Source organism: Streptococcus sp. SS-4456, assembly GCF_036680365.1.
Classification (GTDB): Bacteria; Bacillota; Bacilli; order Lactobacillales; family Streptococcaceae; genus Streptococcus.
Map to the genome: position 1 here is coordinate 15,525 of NZ_JAVIHI010000022.1, position 21,247 is coordinate 36,771.

A 21,247-nucleotide genomic window follows, 5' to 3' on the forward strand; every position below is an offset into this window, starting at 1 on the left:
TAATCTTTCAATGCTAAGGTTTAGTGGGTATTTTACAGGGTCTGGTGGATTTCACGGATAAGTGCTTCCGTTTTGTCCCAGCCTAAACAAGGGTCGGTAATGGATTTCCCAAATACTTCAGGGCTGTCCTGACGGCCGTCTTCCAAGTAGGATTCAATCATGAAGCCGCGAACGTACTTGCGAATGGATTCGTTCCAAGCTCTGTTGATGAGAGTCTGACGGACAATACGGATTTGTTCCAGGTAATTTTTCCCAGAATTATCGTGGTTGGTGTCAATCACGATAAATGGATTGTCTAGCCCAAATTCTTCATACTGTTTGATGGTTTTCAAGAGAATATCGTAATAGTAGTTTGGCTCATAAGTACCTTGTTCGGTCGAGGCACCGCGTAAAATAGCATGGGCAAGTGGATTGCCGTCTGTATCGACTTCGGCATCACGATAGATAAAGTTTTGTTTGTTTTGGGCGGCGTAGATACCGTTGAACATGACTTTAAGATTGCCAGAAGTAGGGTTTTTCATACCCGTCGGCATATCAATACCGGAGGCTACAAAACGGTGCTCTTGATCTTCAACAGAGCGGGCTCCGATAGCGTGATAGGACACTAAATCTTCCACTAGTGGATAGTTGGCAGAGTAGAGCATCTCGTCGGCTGTTGTTAGACCTGTTTCTGTGATGACACGGTAGTGCAGATTGCGAACAGCGGCGATGCCATTGATAAGGTCTGGTAATTTAGATGTATCTGGCTGATGAACCAGGCCCTTATAGCCTTCTCCGTTAGTGCGTGGTTTGGCGGTATAAACCCGCATGACCATGAAGATTTTATCTTTGACTTCATCTTGAAGCTTGGATAAGCGATTGGCGTATTCTAAAACTGCTTCTTCATTGTCAGAAGAACACGGACCAATGACCAAGAGCAGGCGGTCATCTTCACCACGGATGATGCCTTTTAATTCTTCATCACGTTGGTTTTTAGCGGCTAAAAATTCACCTTCTAACTTGGAGAGTTCTTTTACTTTATCAATATCTAGACTGGTGCTGCGTTTGTGAATTCCCATAATCTTTTCCTATCTACTGTGGATTTCTCGGATGAGTTCTTGCGTTTTTTCCCAGCCTAAGCATGGGTCTGTAATGGATTTACCATAAATATCTGGATTATCTTGGCGGCCATCTTCGATGTAGGATTCAATCATGAAGCCGCGAACATACTTGCGGATGGCTTCGTTCCAGTCACGGTTGATAAGGGTTTGGCGAACGATTCGGATTTGCTCCAGAAAATTTTTGCCAGAGTTATCATGGTTGGTATCGATGATGATGAATGGATTTTTCAAACCAAACTGATCATAGAGGTCAATGGTTTCCAAGAGATTGTCGTAGTAGTAGTTTGGCAAATACTTCCCATTTTCATTGACAGCACCACGAAGGATAACGTGAGCAAGCGGGTTGCCAGAGGTTTCGACCTCAGTATTGTTAAAGAGGAAGGATTGTTTCTTCTGAGCTGCAAAAATACCATTAAACATGACTTTGAGGTTACCGGATGTTGGGTTTTTAAGGCCAGTTGGAACGTCAATACCTGAAGCAACAAAGCGGTGTTGTTGGTTTTCAACAGAACGAGCACCAACGGCAATGTAAGAAACCAAATCGTCAACCAATGGCAGGTTTTCTGGATAAAGCATCTCGTCGGCTGTAGTCAAACCCGTTTCGGTGATGACGCGGTAGTGCAAATTACGTACAGCCTTGATACCGTTGATCAGACTTGGTGCTGCATCTGTATCAGGTTGGTGCATGAGGCCCTTGTAGCCATCGCCATTTGTACGAGGCTTGGCTGTGTAGACCCGCATGACCATGAAAATTTTATCTTTGACTTCTTCTTGAAGTTTAGCTAGGCGATGAGCATAGTCTAAAACTGCCTCTTCATTGTCAGAAGAACATGGGCCGATAACCAAGAGAAGACGGTCATCTTCTCCCTTTAGAATCGCTTCAAGCTCGCGGTCACGGGCTTGTTTTTTAGCAAGAGTTTCTGGAGATAATTTAGAATGCTCTCGAACTTGATTGATGTCAATTTTTTCACTGATTGGTGTAAACAATATAGAAGTCCTCTTTCGATTAGTATATTTCTTAATTATAGCATGATTTTTAGGAATTTTAAACTTAAATTAAGGTACATTTGATAAAATCGCAGTGAACTCCGAAAATTCATTCATAAATCTTTTATGGGTTTTCTCTATATATTTATTTTAGATAGAAATTGCCAAAAAAATCTGAAAATATTCAGTAAATATGATAGAATAGGTCTAACACTATTTCGAGGTAGGGGTTATGAAATTAAGGACAAATATAGAAAAATTACAAGGTAGTATTCGAGTTCCGGGGGATAAATCAATCAGCCACCGGTCGATTATTTTTGGTTCTCTGGCAAAAGGTGTTACAAGAGTACATGATATCTTGCGTGGAGAGGATGTCTTATCCACCATGCAGGTCTTTCGTGATTTGGGTGTAAAAATTGAAGATAATGGTGACATTGTAGAAGTACATGGTGTTGGTTTTGAAGGTCTTCAAGCTCCAAAAAATCACTTGGATATGGGCAACTCAGGGACATCTATCCGCTTGATTTCTGGCGTTTTAGCAGGTCAAGACTTTGAAGCGACTATGTTTGGTGATGATTCACTGTCTAAACGTCCTATGGATCGTGTGACTATTCCTCTTAGCCAAATGGGTGTGGAGATTTCAGGACAGACCGATCGAGATTTGCCTCCATTGACAATCAAAGGAACCAAGAATTTACAAGCAATCCACTACCAACTCCCTGTAGCATCGGCTCAAGTCAAGTCTGCTCTACTATTTGCAGCCTTACAGGCTGAAGGGGAAAGTGTCATCGTAGAAAAAGAGCTGACCCGTAACCACACGGAAGATATGATTGTTCAGTTTGGCGGTGAGTTGACTGTCAATGGCAAAGAAATCCGTATCCAAGGTGGTCAGGAATTTACGGCCCAAGAGATTACGGTGCCGGGTGATATTTCCAGTGCTGCCTTTTGGCTGGTAGCTGGCTTGGTAGTACCAGGTTCAAAAATCGTCCTTGAGAATGTCGGTATCAATGAAACCCGTACAGGCATTCTTGATGTCATTAAAGCTATGGGTGGTCAGATGACCTTGTCAGATATTGATGAACTCGCTAAATCAGCCACTATTACGGTGGAAACTTCTGACTTGAAGGCTACGGAGATTGCTGGCGACCTCATTCCTCGTTTGATTGATGAGTTGCCAATTATTGCGCTTTTAGCCACACAGGCAAATGGGATAACGGTCATCCGAGATGCTGAAGAATTGAAAGTCAAGGAAACAGACCGTATCCAAGTGGTGGCCGATGCCCTTAATAGCATGGGAGCCAAGATTGAGCCGACAGATGATGGTATGATTATTCATGGTCCGACTGCCTTGCATGGTGCGACTGTTAACACCTTCGGTGACCATCGTATTGGTATGATGACGGCCATTGCGGCCCTTTTGGCTCAGGATGGAGAAGTTGAGTTAGAGAGAGCGGAGGCTATCAATACTAGCTATCCAGCCTTCTTTGATCACTTAAATAGTTTGATAGACTAGGAGAAGAGATGCCAATCGTTTTACTTGGATTTATGGGAGTTGGAAAATCAACCACAGCACGTTTGTTGGACCTCCCTGTTTACGATATGGACCAAATTATTGAAGAACGGATTGGCATGACCATCGCTGATTATTTCAAGCTCGAAGGAGAAGCTGCTTTTCGTAAAGTTGAAACGGAAGTCTTGAAAGAATTATTGGATTTGCCTGCTGACTGTCTTGTATCGACTGGTGGTGGTGTGGTCAAATCAGAGTTCAACCGACAGTTGCTATTAGAAAATAAGGCTAATAATGTTCTATTGACTGCTTCATTTGAGGTTGCCTATGAGCGAATTAGCCAGGATAGTCAATCCAAACGCCCGCTTTTTTTGCAGAATAGCAAGGAAGAATTTGAAACTATCTATCAAGAACGCATGACCCTTTATCAAGGATTGGCAGCTACCATTATCAATACAGACCAACTTACTCCAGAACAAGTAGCAAGGAAGATTCTATGCAAGTAGCATATTTAGGACCACGAGGGTCCTTTACGCATCAGGTTGCGCAACAGGCCTTTCCGAATGCTGATTTGCAGGCATTTGGAACTATAACAGAAGTGATTAAAGCCTATGAAACAGGGCAGGTTGTCTATTCTGTTATTCCAGTTGAAAACTCTATTGAGGGTAGTGTCCACGAGACTATTGATTACCTATTTCATCAGGCGGAAATTCATGCAGTAGCCGAAATTGTTCAGCCTATTGCCCAGCAATTACTAGCGACAGCACCTCATAAGGAAATTGAGGTCATTTATTCTCATCCCCAGGCTATTGCACAAGGGAAGAAATACCTACTTGAACATTTTCCACACGCTCGGATTGAAGTGACAGCCAGTACCGCCTACGCAGCACGCTTTGTAGCGGAGCATCCTGAACAGCCGTATGCTGCAATTGCGCCACAGGCTGCAGCGGTTGAATATGACTTGGAAGTCATTGCCAAGGATATCCAGGAAATTAGTGAGAATTTTACACGATTTTGGATTTTAGGGAAGGAAAATCCTAAGATTGAACTCCAAGAAGTTACGAAGAAAGTCAGCCTTGCCTTGACCTTACCTGATAATTTGCCAGGTGCTCTTTACAAAGCCATGTCTGTTTTTTCATGGAGAGGGATTAGTTTGACAAAAATTGAAAGCCGACCATTGAAAACAGCATTGGGTGAATATTTTTTCATTTTAGATGTTGAAAATCATTCGGAAGACTTACTGCAATTTTCACTACAAGAATTGACGACTTTAGAAATATCATGTAAAATACTAGGTAATTATCAAGTGTACCTAGCTAGTTAGGATAAAGATGAACGTATGACGAAAAACAAAGGAATCTTAACCCATCATGAAGAGTTGCGGTTGGATTATTTACATAAAAATATTCATTATTTAAATGATAGAGAGCGACAGGAGTTGGATTACCTTCTTTACAAGAAGGAACTCCGTATTCGACATGGGAAACCGAAAAAGCAAGTGAATGATGAAAGTCCTTTGTTTTCTGAGGACTTTGTAGGTGATGACTGGTCTGAGGAAGTTGCTAAGGTAGATGATGACCTTCTTCCAGCCTATCCGGATACTAGGTCCAGAAGAAGTAGAAGAAAAAAGCAGATTAGTGAGAGAGCAGAATTAGTGGACTATGTCCCTAAAATGCCACTGAAACCAAAGAAAAGAAAGAAATGGGGAGTAAAGCAGATTTTCAGGCTCCTAGCCTTATTCCTTTTGTTATTTGTTTTTGCTTTGGGCTTTAGTTTCATTAAGGGCCTGAATAGTGTGAGTGAGCAGCCTACTGCTGAAGTATTTAACGGGGTTAGTTCTGCTAATGGTACCAATATTTTGATTTTGGGTACGGATGGACGTGCAGGTGAGAGCACGGACGAAATACGGACAGATACCATTATGGTCTTAAATATCAATAATGCAGATAATAAGGTCAAACTGGTTAGTTTTATGCGGGATACCTTGGTCAATATTGAGGGTTATGAGTATAAATTAAATACCGCCTATACCCTTGGAGAACAAGACAATCAGCAGGGAGCAGAGGAAGTTCGTAAGGCTTTGAAAAACAATTTTGGTATTGATATTGACTATTATGCTATGGTTGATTTTGCGACTTTTGCGACAACAATTGATACACTCTTTCCAGAGGGTGTGACTATTGATGCACAATTTTCAACCATAGATGGAGAAACGGTTAGCTCGGTGGAAGTGCCAAATGATTTGCAATTGGAGGAAAATGCACCCCCATATCAAACCATTCAGGTTGGTGTTCAACAAATGGATGGTAAAACCTTGCTTAACTACGCGCGTTATCGTTCAGATGATGAGGGGGATTTCGGTCGTACCAAGCGTCAGCAACAAGTCTTGTCGGCTGTCATGACCCAGGCAAAAAATCCTATGAAGCTCTTTTCAGGTGCTGAAGCACTTGGTAAAGTAGTGGCGATGACCCCAACAACAGTTCCCCAGGCCTTCATGCTCTTTCATGGACCGGGAGTTGTTATGGATGCAGCTAATGGCATCGAACGCATCACCATTCCTGAAAATGGGGATTGGATTGACGATTATGATATGTATGGTGGCATGGCCCTGCGAGTTGATTTTGAAAAGTACCAACAGCGCTTAACTGATTTGGGCTTACGATAAAAAATGTGATATACTAGAGAGTGACTTCGGTCACTTTTTTAGTGTCCATAATAGAAAGTAGTGCTATGTTAAAGAAAAATGATGTTGTTGAAGTAGAAATTGTAGACCTAACTCATGAGGGGCAGGGGGTTGCCAAGTTGGATGGTTTTGTCTTTTTTGTGGACAATGCACTGCCAGGTGAGAAGGTATCTATGCGTGTTCTGAAACTTAAGAAAAATATTGGTTTTGGTAAGGTGGAAGAATGGCAGAGCTACTCACCAGACCGTAATCAAGACCTAGACTTGACCTATCTAAGAACGGGTATTGCAGACCTGGGGCATTTGAACTACCCAGCCCAGCTTAAATTTAAGAAAAAGCAAGTTGAAAATAGTCTGCGCAAGATTGCGGGCATTTCAGAAATTGTAGTCGAAAGTACTCTCGGTATGGATAGTCCTCTTGCCTATCGTAATAAGGCAGCGGTTCCTGTTCGCCGTGTCAATGGTCAGTTGGAAACAGGCTTTTTCCGTAAAAATTCTCATGATTTAGTAGCGATTGAAGATTTTTATATTCAAGATAAGGAAATTGATAGCTTGATTTTGGCTACTCGTGATCTCTTACGGAAATTGGATTTGAAGCCTTACGATGAAAAGGAACAGACAGGACTTGTTCGAAATATTGTTGTTCGTCGCGGTCATTATTCAGGCCAATTGATGTTGATTTTGGTTACAACTCGACCAAAAATTTTCCGTGTTGAAACCTTGATTGAACGGTTGATAAGTCAGTTTCCAAATCTAGTTTCCATCATCCAGAACATCAATGATCAGAATACCAATGCGATATTCGGTCAGGACTTCCGTCTTTTGCATGGCAGTGAAACCATTGTCGACATGATGTTGGGGAATGAATTTGAGATTTCTGCACCGTCTTTCTATCAAGTCAATACAGAAATGGCCGAAAAACTCTATCAGACAGCTATCGATTTTGCAGATTTGTCAGCAGATGATGTCGTAATTGATGCCTATTCTGGAATTGGAACCATTGGACTGTCCTTTGCCAAACAGGTCAAGCATGTTTATGGTGTGGAAGTCGTTGAGAAGGCTGTCCTTGACAGTCAGAAGAATGCTGCTCGAAATGGAATTGGCAATGTGACTTATGTCTGCGATAGTGCGGAGTCTGCTATGAAGAAATGGGTATCTGACGGAATTAAGCCAACGGTGATTTTTGTCGATCCGCCAAGAAAAGGTTTGACTGAGAGCTTTATCAAGGCAAGTACTTCTGTAAAACCAGAGAAAATCGTCTATATATCTTGTAATGTGGCAACGATGGCGCGTGATATTAAACTTTATGAGGAATTGGGGTATAAATTGACCAAGGTACGGCCGGTGGATCTTTTTCCGAATACGCATCACGTCGAGTGTGTTGCTCTGATCGTAAAAGCCTAGAAACCTTTGAACGAAAGCATCTTAAAAAGCCATAGAGACAAGGCTTTTTAGCTTGGGGTGGGGAAGTATCAGAGTGAGTAATTTTTTGGAGGGAGTAGAAGTGATAGCTAGAAATTATTCAATTCTATTTCCATTTACCCTGTGGGTACGTGTTTATTTCCATTGACAAGGAGTTTTTGGGAATAGAAACGTACCCACCTCTAATATCGCCTGAATGGGCGAATGAAGTGTGAGTTCTGAAATTGATACAATACAACTTAACTTTTTTTGAAAAAAATTCGAAAATTTATTTTGACTTGCGAATATAATAAGTGAGAGCAAGTTGCTTACTTATTAATGATGAAGAGGAAAAGTAGAATGACAACAATTTTTTTAACAAAAACAAACTGCACTAATTGCGGAAAACAAAGTACTTTTGAAAGATTTGATATGGCTTTTTGTGATTGGTAAAAGACTTTGAGGGTATGATATAATAGCGCAGAATTTTAGTATAATTAAGATGTAGAAAATTAATGGGAAAACAGCAGGAGAAGATAAATGATATTGAACACAAAGCGATTAAATATACGACCGTTTAGATCAGATGATATCGAAGATACTTTTGAGATTTATACTGATGCAGATGTATGTAGATACCTTTTAGAAGATGAATGGAATACTGAAGATAAAGAAGAGTTCGAAAAGAAAATTAAAAATAACAAATTAGAGGAGAACTCGAGCTTAAATCTTGCTGTAGTATTGGATAAAAAGGTTATTGGTGATATATCCGTTTGGTATACAGGCATGAAACAAACTGTAGAGATTGGATTTGTATTTAACCCAAAATTTTCTGGGAAAGGTTATGCAAATGAATCGGTTGAAGCCGTAATAAAAAAATTATTTGCTGAATATAATATTCATAGAATTCAAGCAAATTTAGATGCTAGAAACATAGCCTCTAAAAAATTATGTCAAAACCTTGGGATGAGACAGGAAGCACATTTCATAAAGGATTATTGGAATAAGGGTGAATGGACAGATAGCTTCGTATTTGGAATGTTGATTACAGATTTGAAGAAATAATCCGTAATACGTTACTCATCAGATTATAGCATGACGGTGAACAAGAACTTTGTTACATTTAGTAAAGGAATTGTCCAAGCTTTAGAATACCCTGCACATGTACTTGTTGCTTTTAATAAGGATACAAAGGTAATGGGTATACAAGTTTGTCGGGCAAAAACTAGAGGAGCATTTTCTTTTTCAAAACCTGTTGGGGAGCAAAAAGGTATTGTTCAGGTAGGTCATAAAAATTTAAAAGAAACACTCTTAACAATCATGAGTGAATGGAAATCTGATAAGCGTTATAGGGTAGAGGGGATTCACATTCCTGAAGATAAAGCTTTTGTTTTTGAATTGAAGGATTTTGAAGAACTATCTGACTTTCGTAAAAACGACAATAAATAGTAAGGAACGAAGTTAAAAATTATTGGTGGGAGTACAACTATTGTATTCCTGCCATTTTCATATCCTTGCAAGGGGGTTCATGTTAAAATATACTGTAGGAGGTAACTCTATGAACGATAAAGTTACAAAAGTCAGACTAGCCTATCCTTTGGGAGAAGACCTAATCTATGTATTCCTGAAAAATATAATGCCTACCGTAGATTCCTACTAGGACGCTTAGGAACGAATCCACTCGTGGCTATTTGTATGAATCCCTCAGCAGCTAATGAGGACTATAGCGATCGTACAATCAACCGAATTATAAATGCTAGTAAAAAATTAGGATGTGATGGCTGGGTTGTCGCCAATGTTTACCCAGAGCGAGCTACCAATGCATCTGATTTAGATAAATTTAATTCTGAGCTTGTAGATGAAAACGTACGCATCATAATGGATTTTTTAATTCAGAATAAAATAACTGAAGTATGGGGAGCCTGGGGGAATCTAGGTCACCCTTCCTTAGTACAAGGTAGAGATACACTACTATCGTTTTTCAAAGAAAGTGGTATTAGAGTTTACTCATTCGCGCCATTAACTAAGTGGGGACAACCTGTTCATCCGTTGAATCGGAGTGTTAAACAAAATATTTCAGAAAATGGAAAAATATATTTAACAATTTAGGTAAGTGATATGGAATTAACAGTTAGTACGAGAGATAGATTAGTCCAACTTTTGACATCGGAATATAGAGTACCTGATGAATTGGTAGACTGTGTCAAGGTTGCTATTAAGCAATATTCTACAAAAAATTACACTGATGATGCAATCGATAGAATGGTGAGAACGCCTCAAAGCCTTTCTAAGGGACTAGCATTACTTAGAGAAAGAAATGGGAAAAATGATTTAAGTTTGTTTCGTGGAATTATTTCTGAATGGTTAGTTTGTGCTGAGTACAATGCCTTAAAGAATAAGGGAGCTGTAGTTATGACCATAACTAACCCTGACCCATCTTCGAAAGCAGATTTGCTTCACATAGTTGATACTGGGAAGGGGTATAAAGCCGTTCCTGGTCCAGATATAAAGAGTGGTGGAAGTACATACGTCTTTAACCAGTGGAAAAAGATTGTAAAATATCGCTATGAAATACCGATGGTAGACATCGACGGGATATTAACCACAGAGGAAGGGATAATACAATTAACTCAGAAACGACGTGAAGAATTTGAAGAGTTATTTTATGTCAGTCAATCAAATTATTTTAGAAGTTCCATTAGATATTTAGGTGTGACTGAGTACTGAAATCTATAAACGATTGGATGAATTATGGGAACCAGAGAAAAAATTATGGATATTTCAAAGGGGCATCTTATGCTCTTCAAAAATCAAAAATATCCGTTGTCGACTTGCTTTGATGAATTCCACTTCAATTGTCGGCTTCGTTTCCTTGACTACTTTTGATTTTCATTGATTTTTATTGGTTATCAATTTAGTGGTCTTACGGTGAAGATAAGAATGTTCTTGTAATTGATGGTATTTTGCTCGTGAAATATCCTATTCTATTGTTATCACTCACTTGTAGTCGCGTGATTAACTGATTCACATAGACTTGACTGAGGAGAAGTTGCTTTGTTCTAGCGTAGGTCACTTAGGAAATTAAGGACTTAGTTCTGTATTGTACAGAACTAAGTCCTTTTAACTTTGTTTTAATATGTTTTAGTATATTTACTACATTCATATATAGTAGTCGACAAAAACAATTTTCTAATCAGCTAGGATTCTGAGCTGTGTATTTTTTGGCAATGGAATTTGTAGAACTATAAAACATCTAATATCATTAAACTTTTTTTATAGAAAGCGGAAAAAGCCTCGAACTAAGTACTTAGATAGTTAGGAAGGGGTAAAAATCTTATTCAATAGCTTCATTACTTTACTCTTTTCTGACTAATATAAGGAGAATGAAATGAGATATATCCGCTGTCCAACTTATCATCATATTTTTGTTTGGTTAACTAATATCGTATTTTACATAAAGAAAGAGGAATAAAATGAATTATACAATTAAATCTGGTGACTCTCTAAGCGCAATCGCTGCTAAATTTAATACAACTGTTGCGGAATTGCAACGTCTTAATGGAATTACTAATCCAGATAAGATTTACGCCGGTCAAGTTATCAAGGTAAAAGCTACTGGTGGAACGTCTTCTAGCACAACTACCACTAGCACCTATGTTGTAAAATCAGGTGATACCTTGAGTGGTATTGCAGCTCGGTTTGGTACAACAGTCTCAGCTCTTCAGAGTTTGAATGGTATTTCATACCCGGATCAAATTTATGTGGGTCAAGTTTTACGTTTGAAAAGTACAGGCGGTACTCCTTCAACTGGAGGTACAACAACTACTAGCACCTATGTTGTAAAATCTGGCGATACCTTGAGTGGTATTGCAGCTCGGTTTGGTACAACAGTCTCAGCTCTTCAAAGTCTGAATGGTATTTCCAATCCTGACCAAATCTACGCCGGTCAAGTTCTTCGTATTAATGGTACAGGTGGTGGATCTCCTGTAGGGGGAATCACAACGACTTATACAGTAGTTTCAGGTGATACCTTGAGTGGTATTGCTGCACGCTTTGGTACAACTGTTTCAGCCCTTCAGAGTCTGAACGGTATTTCCAATCCTGACCAAATCTACGCCGGTCAAGTTCTTCGTATTAACGGTACGGGTGGTGGCACTCCAGTAGGGGGAACCATAGAGACTTATACGGTAGTTTCAGGCGATACCTTAAGTGGTATTGCAGTACGCTTTGGCACCACAGTTTCAGCCCTTCAAAGCCTGAATGGTATTTCCAATCCAGACCAAATCTATGCAGGTCAAGTTCTTCGTATTAATGGTACAGGTGGTTCATATATTTATGATGGAAATGTTTCTGTCACTCTTAATGGGAATGGATATTTGGTAACTGCAGAACAACTTCGTCAAATTGGTTGGACAGTTGTAAACACTAATATGGTTAATGATTTGAACAATTGCTTGCGACGTTATAATATTACAACACTATCTCGCATTCGTCATTTCATCAGTCAATGTAGTCATGAGTCTGGAGGAGGTAAGTGGACGATGGAACTTGCTTCAGGTGAAGCCTATAATTGGCGCTCAGACTTAGGGAATACTGTAGCTGGTGATGGACCGAAGTATAAAGGTGGAGGCTACATTCAGTTGACCGGTCGATACAATTATACAAGATTTGCAGCAGCAATGGGAGACCAGCGGATTGTTAATGAAGGTGTGACTTATGTAGCAGCTAAGTACCCTTGGACAAGTGCTGGTTTTTGGTGGCACATGAATAATATGAATGCTTTGTGTGACTTAAATCCAACTGTTGAGCAAGTAACACGTCGAGTTAATGGTGGCTATAACGGACTTGAGGATAGAAAATATTGGTATAATCGTTGTGTAGCGGTGATTACAAGTACAACACTGATTCCAAAGCCTATTTCTGGAGATGGTAGTCAAAATAATAGTGGATTCACTTACTCATTACCAACTAGAGGTGGAGCAGGTTTTGGAACAATTCAAGATTTCATTCAATATATTAAAGAGTTGGAAAATGCATATGTAAAATATGCCACTCAAAATCCACTTAGTAATAGCATTCGAGCGACTGAAGTAGGAGTTCTTGCTTATCTTGCAAAACGCTATTATGTTGAGGGGGATTGGAAAACAAAATTGGCATTCCCACTGGTTTCTAAAGCAGTGTTTGATTATGATTTTGAAAAATATGTAAATAAAAATTACCCGACCTTAGTTAAAAAAGTAACACCATTTATGTCTTCATCTAATCTTACGGATAAATTTGGAGGTATAATTGATTTGGGGCATTTGTCTGTTACTACTCTTAGTTACTATAATCAATTTGGTAATCCTGGTTCATGGAATGGATGGGCAGGGGATTTAGCTAGTGCATTTGGGGCGGTTCAAAAAGTATATAATGCGAATAAAAATAGTAACTTAGATGCAATTGCAAGAGCATTTGTTGGAGGCTCATCACCTACGACTGATGTACCTAAAGGAGTTTTAGTTCCGAACGATGCGAGAAATCCTTTTGGATATGCAGACATGTGTAGCGATGCTGATGCAATTGGTTTGGCTAGCATGATGAAGAAAGAAAAAGTTGGAAATAATCGTTTGTCTACGACTATGTCTAAATATTATAACGGACTAAGTAGCAATCGCTACAACAATTATCTATCAGATTTAGGTGTAGTTAGAAATCTATCTGCAATTGAGACTGCAGTTAATAAGGTCTTTTCGGATTTTCTTGGTTTTCCGAATTATCTTGCAAAGATTGAAGCGGAGATAGAAACAACCAATGCAGTTCAAACAGCAACAAAAAAAGCATTTGCAAGATATGTCTACTATTCGTCAAAATAAATAAGGAAGTAGAAAAAGTAGCGGAGATTTTCATCTCTGCTACTTTTTTAGTATATTAAGAAATTTGATGAATGTAACTAACATTAGATAGTCAAATACAGGGATTAAAATATAAAGTAGAGTTGGCAATGCATTATTTTGTATCCCCATCATGCTAGTAATAACTAATAGGTTTGTACACTGCACTAAAATTATTAAAAATAAATAGAGTAATAGATTTTTAACATTGTATTTTCTTAAAATTTGAATTATCAATATTGAATATGTCGAGAAGATGGCAGGTATCAAAGTTATGGTTGAGTTATTATTTGATGTGATTATAAGCTGGATAGTGTAGAAAATAGAAAAGTTTATAATAACAGTTTGTATAGTATTGGATAAGCTAATTTCAATATTTTTATAAATAAAATAGTATCCAACTATACAAGTGATATTGAAAAAACTTTGGATAAAGAAAATAATATCAAAGTTCGATCCGTAATATTTGTACATTAATATTTCTAAGATGGGAAGTGTTAGTGCAGAAGTAAGAGATACTAGTAGAGATTTAAATATTATTATTTTATTTTGCATTGTTACCCCGTTATGTATTGATAGTATTCAAGTAATCCATCCAAATTATACCATAAAGTCGGCGGAAATAGAAAAGTTAGTTATTTTCTATAGGTAAAAAACTTCCTATAATCTTCCCCACAATCCTCGGCTCATCCTCTGCAGGCACAAATTTATCTGAATAGGAATCATTAATGGAAACGAGGCGATATCCGTCTTTTTCAAGATAAACTTTCTTAATGTATAATTTATCATTCCAGCAAATGGCGTAAACTGCTCCATCGTAGTCAAAGCCCCCTTCACGGATTAAGGCTACCTCTCCATCTTGGTAGACAGGTTCCATGGAATACCCATCAATCCATGTTGCTACATCGTATAAGTATTCTCTATCTGTGAAGACCTCCTTGGTTTCACATTCATCCCAAAAATCATTACCATGTCCAGCTGATAGAGCCACATTGTCAAGGACATGAACTGAAAATAGTGGAATAATCTTTTGTTCCAAAAGAAGGTCATGAGTTAACTCTTCGACCTTCTTTTTATTTGTCTTGTTGAGCTGTTTATAGAGAGTCAGATGGGGGTGTTCTTCTTGAAGCTCACTTGCCTCAATATGAAGAAGTTGAGCTAGTTCTCCTAGGTGCTTTTTATTTGGTACTGTTTTCCCTGTCTCCCAAGCTGAAAGAGTTGCTCTGGTAACACCTAATTCATTTGCTATAGCTGTCTGAGATAGTTTCTTGGCTAATCGGTGTTCTTTTAATTTACTAGCTGAAAACATTTTCTCTTCCTTTTGTCATTTTATAGATTGACAAAATTATACCATAGTGTATAATATAAAGCAAGAGTAAAGAGTAGGTATGTTTGTAATTCAAATCTCGATAGTAATAGCGCTAGGTTTTAGGAGAACAAGATATGGCATTTAATTCATTTGAAAAGTTGCTTCAATCAAACTACTATAACGATATTTTCAAAGCAGTAGATAACTATATCTACCACCACCGTTCAGAGATATCGGTCAAGTCAGATACTGTAGAACACCCAAACTTTAAGAAGCTAGATGATTTTACGATAAAGAAAGTCTTGTCTCGTAAAGTTAGAGATGCAATGATTGTTTCTGAGCTCCAAGTCATTGCTTCTCTTGAAATTAAGGGGCAGACGAAGTACGGCTATGAAACTGATAGTGCCAATTTATGGTTAAGAGTAACTGTAGAGTATGAGCTGAACGCAGGAGTACATGATTTTAAAGTTTTGAAAGTTATCCCTTTTGATCCAAAAGATTTTGACAAGAGGGAACTGGGGCTAAGTCCAGAATTTGTCCCTTACATCAAAGCTACTGAATTTGATGACATTGCGGAAGGAATTTTGAGGAAGTATTACCCCAAAGCCCTTGAAGCTCCCATGGCTTTGCCGATTGATAACTACCTTGCTAATATTGGCTTGACTAAGACGGAGGGCAGGCTAACAGAAGATGGCTCTATTTTTGGAGAGATGGTCTTCAAAGATACAGAAGTCCTGTTCTATGACGAAGAGACTCCTGTGTCTCGACTAGTCAAGAAAAAGACTATTCTGGTTGATCCAGAGGTTATCTGCTTACGTAATCAAGGGAGCTACAACAATACAGTTGTTCATGAATCTGTCCACTGGTTACTTCATCGCTATTATAATGAGTATAAGATGCTCTTTGATAAGGGACATAAGAGAAGTAGTAGTCTAAAAGATAGTTCCTCTTCATCCATATCGTCAGACTGGAGTGACTATGATTGGATGGAGTGGCAGGCTAATGGTATTGCGGCTAGAATTCTGATGCCTAAGTCTACAACCAAGCAGAAGATCAACCAGTTCTTTACAGATTACTCCTTGAAGTATGCCAGTGATGAGAAGTTGACTATGTTTGAAAGAATCATTGATGAGTTGGCAGAGTTCTTTCAAGTGTCTCGTTTAGCAGCAAAAATTAGACTACAACAACTCGGCTACCATGAATTTGAAGGTATTTACAATTTTGTTGGAGATGAGTATCTACGTAGCTATGGTTGTGAACTTCGAGCTTTGACTGAAAATAAGAGCTTTACGATTTCCTTTCCTAATGCCTGCTTCCTGAGTTGGAAGAATGAGTCATTTAGAAAACTGATGGAATCTGGTCAGTACGTTTATGTGGATAATCATTTCTGTCTCAACGACCCTCGCTATGTGACTACGGTGGAGTATGGTGTCTATGAAATGACGGATTATGCCTACCAACATATGGATGAGTGTTGTCTATTATTTGATATTTCCTATAAGAAAGATAAAACCAAATCTATATCTATCACAATATTTAATGAGTACGTCATGTACCGTGGAAAAGCGACAGTTGAAATAGAGGTAGATTTCTCTGAGTTTACTAGTATTGTCAATGGTGCAGTTATTCCAGATGGTGGAAGAATATTTGAAGAGGTTGCTAAAATCAACGAGGAGATGCCGAGTGGCTTTTGTGGAATGTTGGTCTACCACCGTGAGCGTAAAGGCATCACCCAAGAACAACTCGTTGAGGCGTCAGGTGTCAGTCTTACAACCCTCCAGCGTTTTGAAACCAAAAAAGATGCGAGTCGGAAGTTGGAAAAATTGATGGGACTTACTCTCGGAATGAAGTTATATCCTGACTTTAGCTTTAAACTGATTGAAAAGAGTGGCACTACCTTTAGAGATGAAATACCAACTCATTGTGCTTATAAGATGTTATTGTGGCATTGTTACCACCTGGGAGCTTATGAATGCAACCAGAAGTTGATAGAGATGAACATTCCTGGATTTTGGGAGAAATAATTTTGAATGTACCTGTCATTTTTTGGCGGGTATTTTTTGCTTATTGTTGCTGAATTATTGAGTGATAGTTGGAAAAGGTGAATTATAGGATAATTTGAAATTTCTAGATATATAAGGTTTTCTAAATGAGGGATACTGGTTTACCCCTCATTTTTTGCTGTGTTGCTTTTCGTTCAATGGTACTATACTAGACTTATCAAGAACACCTGCCGTCAATACGGAGTCATGACGATGACCATAATTTCAGATGTGGAGACGATAGGAGACTTTTTCAGCTTGTGAAATTGGCTGACCGATACATAGAGGGAAACAGCTATGCGGTCAATCCTTTTTAGAGTGCTCGTTGCCTTGTCATGGCTGCTTTCGGTATTAAGGGAAAGCCAGTCAAATTATGACAATCAAAGACAAAACCTGTCAAAACGAGTACAAAAAGCACGACTTTTCGAGTGAGAAGTCCTATAACGATATCCCCTGCCAAGAAGGAGAACTCCTTGCTCCTATGGTAGTTCGAGATAACGCAATGGTCAAGTCCTTCCAGATGAATCCTGAGAACTTCAAAACTTGGCGGTTTATAGGTCACCCTGTACGGATTGCCTTTATCCCTGTGACACAAGACCAGTTTGAGACCACGATGAGAATCTTCAATCAAGATGTGAAAGAATACCTGAGTCGTCATACCAAGTCTAAACTAGAGACTATCTCTTTAGAGAAATGTTTCGAAGATATGGAGGCTGAAGGCGGAAGTGGAGTAGACCCAACTCGCACGGAGTCAGAGGTAGAAACCCTTATGCTCTTCGAGACCTTAGATGAATTGATTGAAGAAGTCTATCGCAAAGACCAGCGTAAGGGGTTAATTCTAAAAGTCATCTATGAAGACATGGATATCTCAAAACAAGACATCATTAAACGCCTTGGTCTTGCGAAGACGAGAGGCTATGAGCTGATTAAAGAAGCTCATGAATTAGCTAGAGAAACCTATCTGGAATTAAACCGTTAATCATGACTACTCGTCAAACGGGTGGTTTGAACAAGGGCTATAAGCCCACATCACCAGCCAGCGCCTAAAGACGCTGGCTTTCACTTTGTTCAAGCCTCACTGCTTTTGACTCATCACTAGCCTATTAAAGAGGCATTCATACTACTTGCAATTATCCCTAAAGGGATCTTCATACTCTTTTACACTTAACTTATCAAGTGCTATATCATGTTTTTCCTGTTCTAGTATATATTTCTTAATTGTGGCTTCATTAAGTCCAACTGTACTTACATAATATCCCTCTGCCCAGAAATGACGATTACCAAATTTGTATTTGAGATTGGCGTGTTTATCAAATATCATTAGAGCACTCTTACCTTTAAATATCCCATAAAGCTTGATACACTTAATCGCGGAGGGATACTGACTAACATATGAACATAATCCGGCATCAGATGTCCTTCAATAATTTCTACGCCTTTATAAGTACACAAACGTCGGAATATTTCTCCCAAACTACCTCGATATTGATTATAGATGATTTTTCGTCTATACTTAGGTGTGAAGACAATGTGGTAGAACACAGCCACTTTGTATGTGATAAACTATGTGCCTTTTGAGCCATATTTTTCTCCTTTCGCTTTACAATAGGCTTGAACACCTTTATTGTATCGCGTTTGGAGTTTTTTTGGTATAACCTTCGTCGCGCACACGCATAGCGGGTGGTTTATTTGTCACGCACCTTACGGAGCGTGACGGACTAAAAGTCACATAATCAAGAAATCCCACTAGACATGTACCTAGTGGGATTTTTAGCTAGTCTTTCTGATAGAAGAAGCACTCATACCCATCGGCTCGTAGGTTGATATCAGGCATCCATGGTGGGGCAATAGCCATTTGTTTGCTGATGGAGGAGACTGTTTGGTCAAGGTCAGCTTCAATGATGACCTCGTCATGGACATGGGCGACAATAGCTTCATCTTGTAACTGTTTCATGGCATAGACAAGGATATCACGGCTGATGGCTTGGACAATATTCTCCACAAACTTTGGTCCGTAGCTATCAATCCTGGCCCATTTTTTCCCAGTCACAAGCCCTTCGTAGGTTACAGATTCACCACCGAATGGGTTCGTTCCCAGTCGAGGTTTAACATAGGCAAGCTGTCGACCTGAAGGAAGGGAGATGAATAGGATACCGCTTTTGACTTCGAAGGTTAGTCCATGGGTCTGAGTTTTGATGTGCTCCTTGACCGCAGTTTTGACTGCTCTATCTACATCCCACCAAAAAAGAACGATGTTGGGATTAGCTTGTCGCCAAGACTCAACCAGAGGTTGAAGTTCATGTTCTTGCAGTCCCATATCCAATGCTCCCATGGCGGTCAATGCGCCAACGGATCCACCGTATCCACAGGCCAACTCTGCAACCTTCCCTTTCTGGCGGAGGTCTGAGTTAATGCCGTGTTTCTCTACGGGTACTCCAAACATCTGAGAAGCCGACATACAATAGATGTCGGCTCCTTTTTCAAAGACCTTGTTTCTCCAACGTTCACCAGCTAGGTGTGAGAGGACACGCGCCTCAATGGCAGAGAAATCGCAGACAATGAACTTCTTGCCCTTTGTTGGCACAAAGGCTGTTCTGATTAATTGAGAGAGGGTATCTTGCACATCATAAAGTAGTTCTACGGTGTCATAATCACCTGCCTTAACCAAAGCACGCGCCTCAGACAAATCAGGTAAGTGGTTCTGAGGGAGGTTTTGAAGTTGAATCAACCGACCCGCAAAACGACCAGTACGATTGGCTCCGTAGAATTGAAACATTCCTCTTGCACGTTTGTCTCTACAGATGACCCTAGTCATGGCTTGGTATTTGGAGACGCTGGACTTGGTGGCTTGCTTACGAAGCATTAGTACCTGAGCCGTTTGAGCATCCACGGTTTTTAGTAGTTCATTCACAGCCTTCTTATCGAGAGAATCAGTTGAGACACCGTGTTCCCGCAACCAAGTGATCATCTGAAGAACGGAGTTGGGGTTTTCTAGGCCTGTTAGGGCAGTGAGTTCTTCTTGGATATGGGATTTGCTGATGGAGTCAATATGGATGGCTGCTGAAACAAAGTCTTCATCAAGGCTGATTCCTCTGTCGTTAATCATCTGGTCGTGCTGATATTCTTCCCAAATAAAATCAGGTACAGGGAAGTTTTTGAGCTTATCTTGGATGGCGATTTCCACTTCTACATCACGCTTGTTGTAGGTAATGAAGGTTTGCCACTTGTCAGGTGAGTGATGAGGCAAATTTCGAGTTCGTCCGCCATTTACCTTAGTTGGAGTACAGGGAATGCAGAAGTAGCGGATAAGGTCTTTGCCCTCACTTAGTTTTTGTTGGTTTAGCTTTAAGACAGCTCCCACACCTTCAAGAGAAAGAGGCAATCCAAGATAGGCTGACCAAATCATGGTACACCGCCACGGGTTAGGAGATAAAAAGTCCTGACTTAGCTTATCTGGATAGTATTTCTTGATCCAGTTGGACAAACAGACTCGCTCAAAGGTCGCATGAAAGGCCCATTTGAGAATAGTGTCATCTAGGATGGCTTCTAAAATGGTGTCAGGTAAGTCTTCTTTAGTTAGGTCATAGACCACAACAGGGTTGTGATTAATGGAGACGGCAATAAGTAGGATGTCAAAGCTATCATCTTCCGCATAACGATAGACCCCAGATTTGCGGATATCAACGTCACAGAAAGTTTCTAAATCGATGGATAGTGTTTCAATTCTTGTCATGGCTTGTCCTTTGATGAAAAAAGGTGGCAGACAGTCTGCCACCAGGGTTAGGTTCGTGGGCTTCTAGATTGCCGTTCACATTCCTGCCGCAAGTCATTGCGAATGGTGACGTAAAGGAGGTAACCTAGTAGCCCGATGGTTAGGCAGGAGGAGATGCTCCAAAGAAATTCAACGATTGTCATGTACCTGTCCTGCTTTCAATTTTGCTTTACGCTCTTTTTCAGAACGGGTGTCGTCACGGATTAAGGTGTAATTGATGTACAGACCAATGAATCCATAGATTCCAATAAGTCCATAAAAGAGAAGTGTTTCAATCATGTATGCTTACCTCCTTCCTAGTTCAAAAAGTCATCGTCGTCTTCTGTCGCAAAATCATCCTCAGCACGAGTGCGTCCACCAAGGGGTTCACCGTCACGCAATTTTTGCAAGTTATTCAAACCGCAAGCAATACCTTTGTTGCCATTGGAATTAAATGCGTAGAAGGTGATAGAAGCGCGACCATAGATACCAGAGTACAATTCGGAAGTATCAATGATTTCTTGACGATTTCCGTCAACCACCCCAGGTTTGTGTGGAGAGTTGGCATTCACAAAGTAAGCATTTTTGTATGCTT

General features: G+C 39.7%; 18 protein-coding genes and 1 pseudogene. 12 read left to right on the forward strand and 7 right to left on the reverse strand.

Going from position 1 to position 21,247, the window contains the following annotated elements:
• Positions 1–32 precede the first annotated feature (32 nt).
• Together RFK25_RS07260 and RFK25_RS07265 are read right to left on the reverse strand one after the other, a co-directional pair.
• Positions 33–1,058, reverse strand: a complete 1,026-nt coding sequence (locus RFK25_RS07260) for a 3-deoxy-7-phosphoheptulonate synthase (RefSeq protein ID WP_332412638.1) — start codon at positions 1,056–1,058, stop codon at positions 33–35.
• Positions 1,059–1,067: 9 nt separating this feature from the next.
• A complete protein-coding gene (locus RFK25_RS07265) occupies positions 1,068–2,090 on the reverse strand; it encodes a 3-deoxy-7-phosphoheptulonate synthase (protein WP_332412666.1) in 1,023 nt (340 codons plus the stop codon).
• A gap of 229 nt (positions 2,091–2,319) precedes the next feature.
• Here RFK25_RS07265 and aroA point away from each other — a divergent pair, with 229 nt between their 5' ends.
• The 10 genes from aroA to RFK25_RS07315 all read left to right on the forward strand — a co-directional run bounded on the left by aroA (position 2,320) and on the right by RFK25_RS07315 (position 13,532).
• Positions 2,320–3,600: a 3-phosphoshikimate 1-carboxyvinyltransferase gene (aroA, locus tag RFK25_RS07270; protein ID WP_332412640.1), complete on the forward strand. Its 1,281-nt coding sequence runs from the start codon at positions 2,320–2,322 to the stop codon at positions 3,598–3,600.
• Between the two features lie 8 nt (positions 3,601–3,608).
• Complete coding sequence (locus RFK25_RS07275; RefSeq protein WP_332412642.1) at positions 3,609–4,100, forward strand: shikimate kinase; 492 nt, start codon at positions 3,609–3,611, stop codon at positions 4,098–4,100.
• Positions 4,091–4,918: a prephenate dehydratase gene (gene pheA, locus RFK25_RS07280; RefSeq protein WP_332412643.1), complete on the forward strand. Its 828-nt coding sequence runs from the start codon at positions 4,091–4,093 to the stop codon at positions 4,916–4,918. The genes RFK25_RS07275 and pheA overlap by 10 nt, the downstream gene beginning before the upstream one ends.
• A gap of 15 nt (positions 4,919–4,933) precedes the next feature.
• The gene (locus tag RFK25_RS07285; RefSeq protein WP_332412645.1) at positions 4,934–6,259 is read left to right on the forward strand and encodes an LCP family protein; all 1,326 of its coding nucleotides are present in this window, start codon (positions 4,934–4,936) and stop codon (positions 6,257–6,259) included.
• 65 nt (positions 6,260–6,324) lie between these two features.
• Positions 6,325–7,680 carry a 23S rRNA (uracil(1939)-C(5))-methyltransferase RlmD gene (gene rlmD / locus RFK25_RS07290; protein WP_332412646.1) on the forward strand — a complete coding sequence of 452 codons (1,356 nt, stop codon included), beginning with the start codon at positions 6,325–6,327 and terminating at the stop codon, positions 7,678–7,680.
• Positions 7,681–8,217: 537 nt separating this feature from the next.
• On the forward strand, positions 8,218–8,742 hold the full coding sequence (locus tag RFK25_RS07295) for a GNAT family N-acetyltransferase (RefSeq protein ID WP_024418928.1): 525 nt from the start codon (positions 8,218–8,220) through the stop codon (positions 8,740–8,742).
• 30 nt (positions 8,743–8,772) lie between these two features.
• Entirely contained in the window at positions 8,773–9,126 is a 354-nt protein-coding gene (locus RFK25_RS07300) for a hypothetical protein (RefSeq protein WP_228475592.1), read from the forward strand.
• Positions 9,127–9,372: 246 nt separating this feature from the next.
• Complete coding sequence (locus RFK25_RS07305; protein ID WP_332412650.1) at positions 9,373–9,786, forward strand: DUF1643 domain-containing protein; 414 nt, start codon at positions 9,373–9,375, stop codon at positions 9,784–9,786.
• 9 nt (positions 9,787–9,795) lie between these two features.
• Positions 9,796–10,404 carry a hypothetical protein gene (locus tag RFK25_RS07310; protein ID WP_332412651.1) on the forward strand — a complete coding sequence of 203 codons (609 nt, stop codon included), beginning with the start codon at positions 9,796–9,798 and terminating at the stop codon, positions 10,402–10,404.
• A gap of 746 nt (positions 10,405–11,150) precedes the next feature.
• On the forward strand, positions 11,151–13,532 hold the full coding sequence (locus RFK25_RS07315) for a LysM peptidoglycan-binding domain-containing protein (protein ID WP_332412653.1): 2,382 nt from the start codon (positions 11,151–11,153) through the stop codon (positions 13,530–13,532).
• A 649-nt stretch (positions 13,533–14,181) separates the two neighbouring features.
• On the opposite strand, the gene RFK25_RS07320 is transcribed toward RFK25_RS07315, so the two are convergent.
• Entirely contained in the window at positions 14,182–14,859 is a 678-nt protein-coding gene (locus RFK25_RS07320) for a S24 family peptidase (protein ID WP_105116708.1), read from the reverse strand.
• Positions 14,860–14,993: 134 nt separating this feature from the next.
• On the opposite strand from RFK25_RS07320, the gene RFK25_RS07325 reads away from it, so the two are divergent.
• Both RFK25_RS07325 and RFK25_RS07330 read left to right on the forward strand, forming a co-directional pair.
• The gene (locus tag RFK25_RS07325; protein ID WP_105116709.1) at positions 14,994–16,883 is read left to right on the forward strand and encodes an ImmA/IrrE family metallo-endopeptidase; all 1,890 of its coding nucleotides are present in this window, start codon (positions 14,994–14,996) and stop codon (positions 16,881–16,883) included.
• Positions 16,884–17,274: 391 nt separating this feature from the next.
• Positions 17,275–17,880, forward strand: coding sequence for a hypothetical protein (locus RFK25_RS07330; protein ID WP_332412661.1), 606 nt, complete (start codon positions 17,275–17,277; stop codon positions 17,878–17,880).
• A gap of 141 nt (positions 17,881–18,021) precedes the next feature.
• Here the strand turns inward: RFK25_RS07330 and tnpA are convergent.
• From tnpA to RFK25_RS07350, 4 genes and pseudogenes are all read right to left on the reverse strand, one after another.
• Positions 18,022–18,484: pseudogene (tnpA, locus tag RFK25_RS07335) on the reverse strand (IS200/IS605 family transposase).
• A 191-nt stretch (positions 18,485–18,675) separates the two neighbouring features.
• Positions 18,676–20,634 (reverse strand): DNA polymerase, encoded by a 1,959-nt coding sequence (locus RFK25_RS07340; protein ID WP_172025808.1) that lies wholly within the window; start codon positions 20,632–20,634, stop codon positions 18,676–18,678.
• Positions 20,635–20,802: 168 nt separating this feature from the next.
• Positions 20,803–20,952 (reverse strand): hypothetical protein, encoded by a 150-nt coding sequence (locus tag RFK25_RS07345; protein WP_172025809.1) that lies wholly within the window; start codon positions 20,950–20,952, stop codon positions 20,803–20,805.
• A 17-nt stretch (positions 20,953–20,969) separates the two neighbouring features.
• Positions 20,970–21,247, reverse strand: a 278-nt coding sequence (locus RFK25_RS07350; protein ID WP_332411552.1) for an ssDNA-binding protein, incomplete at its 5' end; no start/stop codon positions are given.

What these genes read in the sequence shown, in the direction of transcription:
- RFK25_RS07320 (WP_105116708.1), bottom strand. Translation starts at nt 14,859, where the DNA reads ATGTTTTCAGCTAGTAAATTAAAAGAACACCGATTAGCCAAGAAACTA.
- rlmD (WP_332412646.1), top strand. Translation starts at nt 6,325, where the DNA reads ATGTTAAAGAAAAATGATGTTGTTGAAGTAGAAATTGTAGACCTAACT.
- aroA (WP_332412640.1), top strand. Translation starts at nt 2,320, where the DNA reads ATGAAATTAAGGACAAATATAGAAAAATTACAAGGTAGTATTCGAGTT.
- RFK25_RS07340 (WP_172025808.1), bottom strand. Translation starts at nt 20,634, where the DNA reads ATGACAAGAATTGAAACACTATCCATCGATTTAGAAACTTTCTGTGAC.
- RFK25_RS07325 (WP_105116709.1), top strand. Translation starts at nt 14,994, where the DNA reads ATGGCATTTAATTCATTTGAAAAGTTGCTTCAATCAAACTACTATAAC.
- RFK25_RS07315 (WP_332412653.1), top strand. Translation starts at nt 11,151, where the DNA reads ATGAATTATACAATTAAATCTGGTGACTCTCTAAGCGCAATCGCTGCT.
- RFK25_RS07310 (WP_332412651.1), top strand. Translation starts at nt 9,796, where the DNA reads ATGGAATTAACAGTTAGTACGAGAGATAGATTAGTCCAACTTTTGACA.
- RFK25_RS07275 (WP_332412642.1), top strand. Translation starts at nt 3,609, where the DNA reads ATGCCAATCGTTTTACTTGGATTTATGGGAGTTGGAAAATCAACCACA.
- RFK25_RS07345 (WP_172025809.1), bottom strand. Translation starts at nt 20,952, where the DNA reads ATGATTGAAACACTTCTCTTTTATGGACTTATTGGAATCTATGGATTC.
- RFK25_RS07305 (WP_332412650.1), top strand. Translation starts at nt 9,373, where the DNA reads ATGAATCCCTCAGCAGCTAATGAGGACTATAGCGATCGTACAATCAAC.
- RFK25_RS07260 (WP_332412638.1), bottom strand. Translation starts at nt 1,058, where the DNA reads ATGGGAATTCACAAACGCAGCACCAGTCTAGATATTGATAAAGTAAAA.
- RFK25_RS07330 (WP_332412661.1), top strand. Translation starts at nt 17,275, where the DNA reads ATGACAATCAAAGACAAAACCTGTCAAAACGAGTACAAAAAGCACGAC.
- RFK25_RS07295 (WP_024418928.1), top strand. Translation starts at nt 8,218, where the DNA reads ATGATATTGAACACAAAGCGATTAAATATACGACCGTTTAGATCAGAT.
- RFK25_RS07285 (WP_332412645.1), top strand. Translation starts at nt 4,934, where the DNA reads ATGACGAAAAACAAAGGAATCTTAACCCATCATGAAGAGTTGCGGTTG.
- RFK25_RS07300 (WP_228475592.1), top strand. Translation starts at nt 8,773, where the DNA reads ATGACGGTGAACAAGAACTTTGTTACATTTAGTAAAGGAATTGTCCAA.
- pheA (WP_332412643.1), top strand. Translation starts at nt 4,091, where the DNA reads ATGCAAGTAGCATATTTAGGACCACGAGGGTCCTTTACGCATCAGGTT.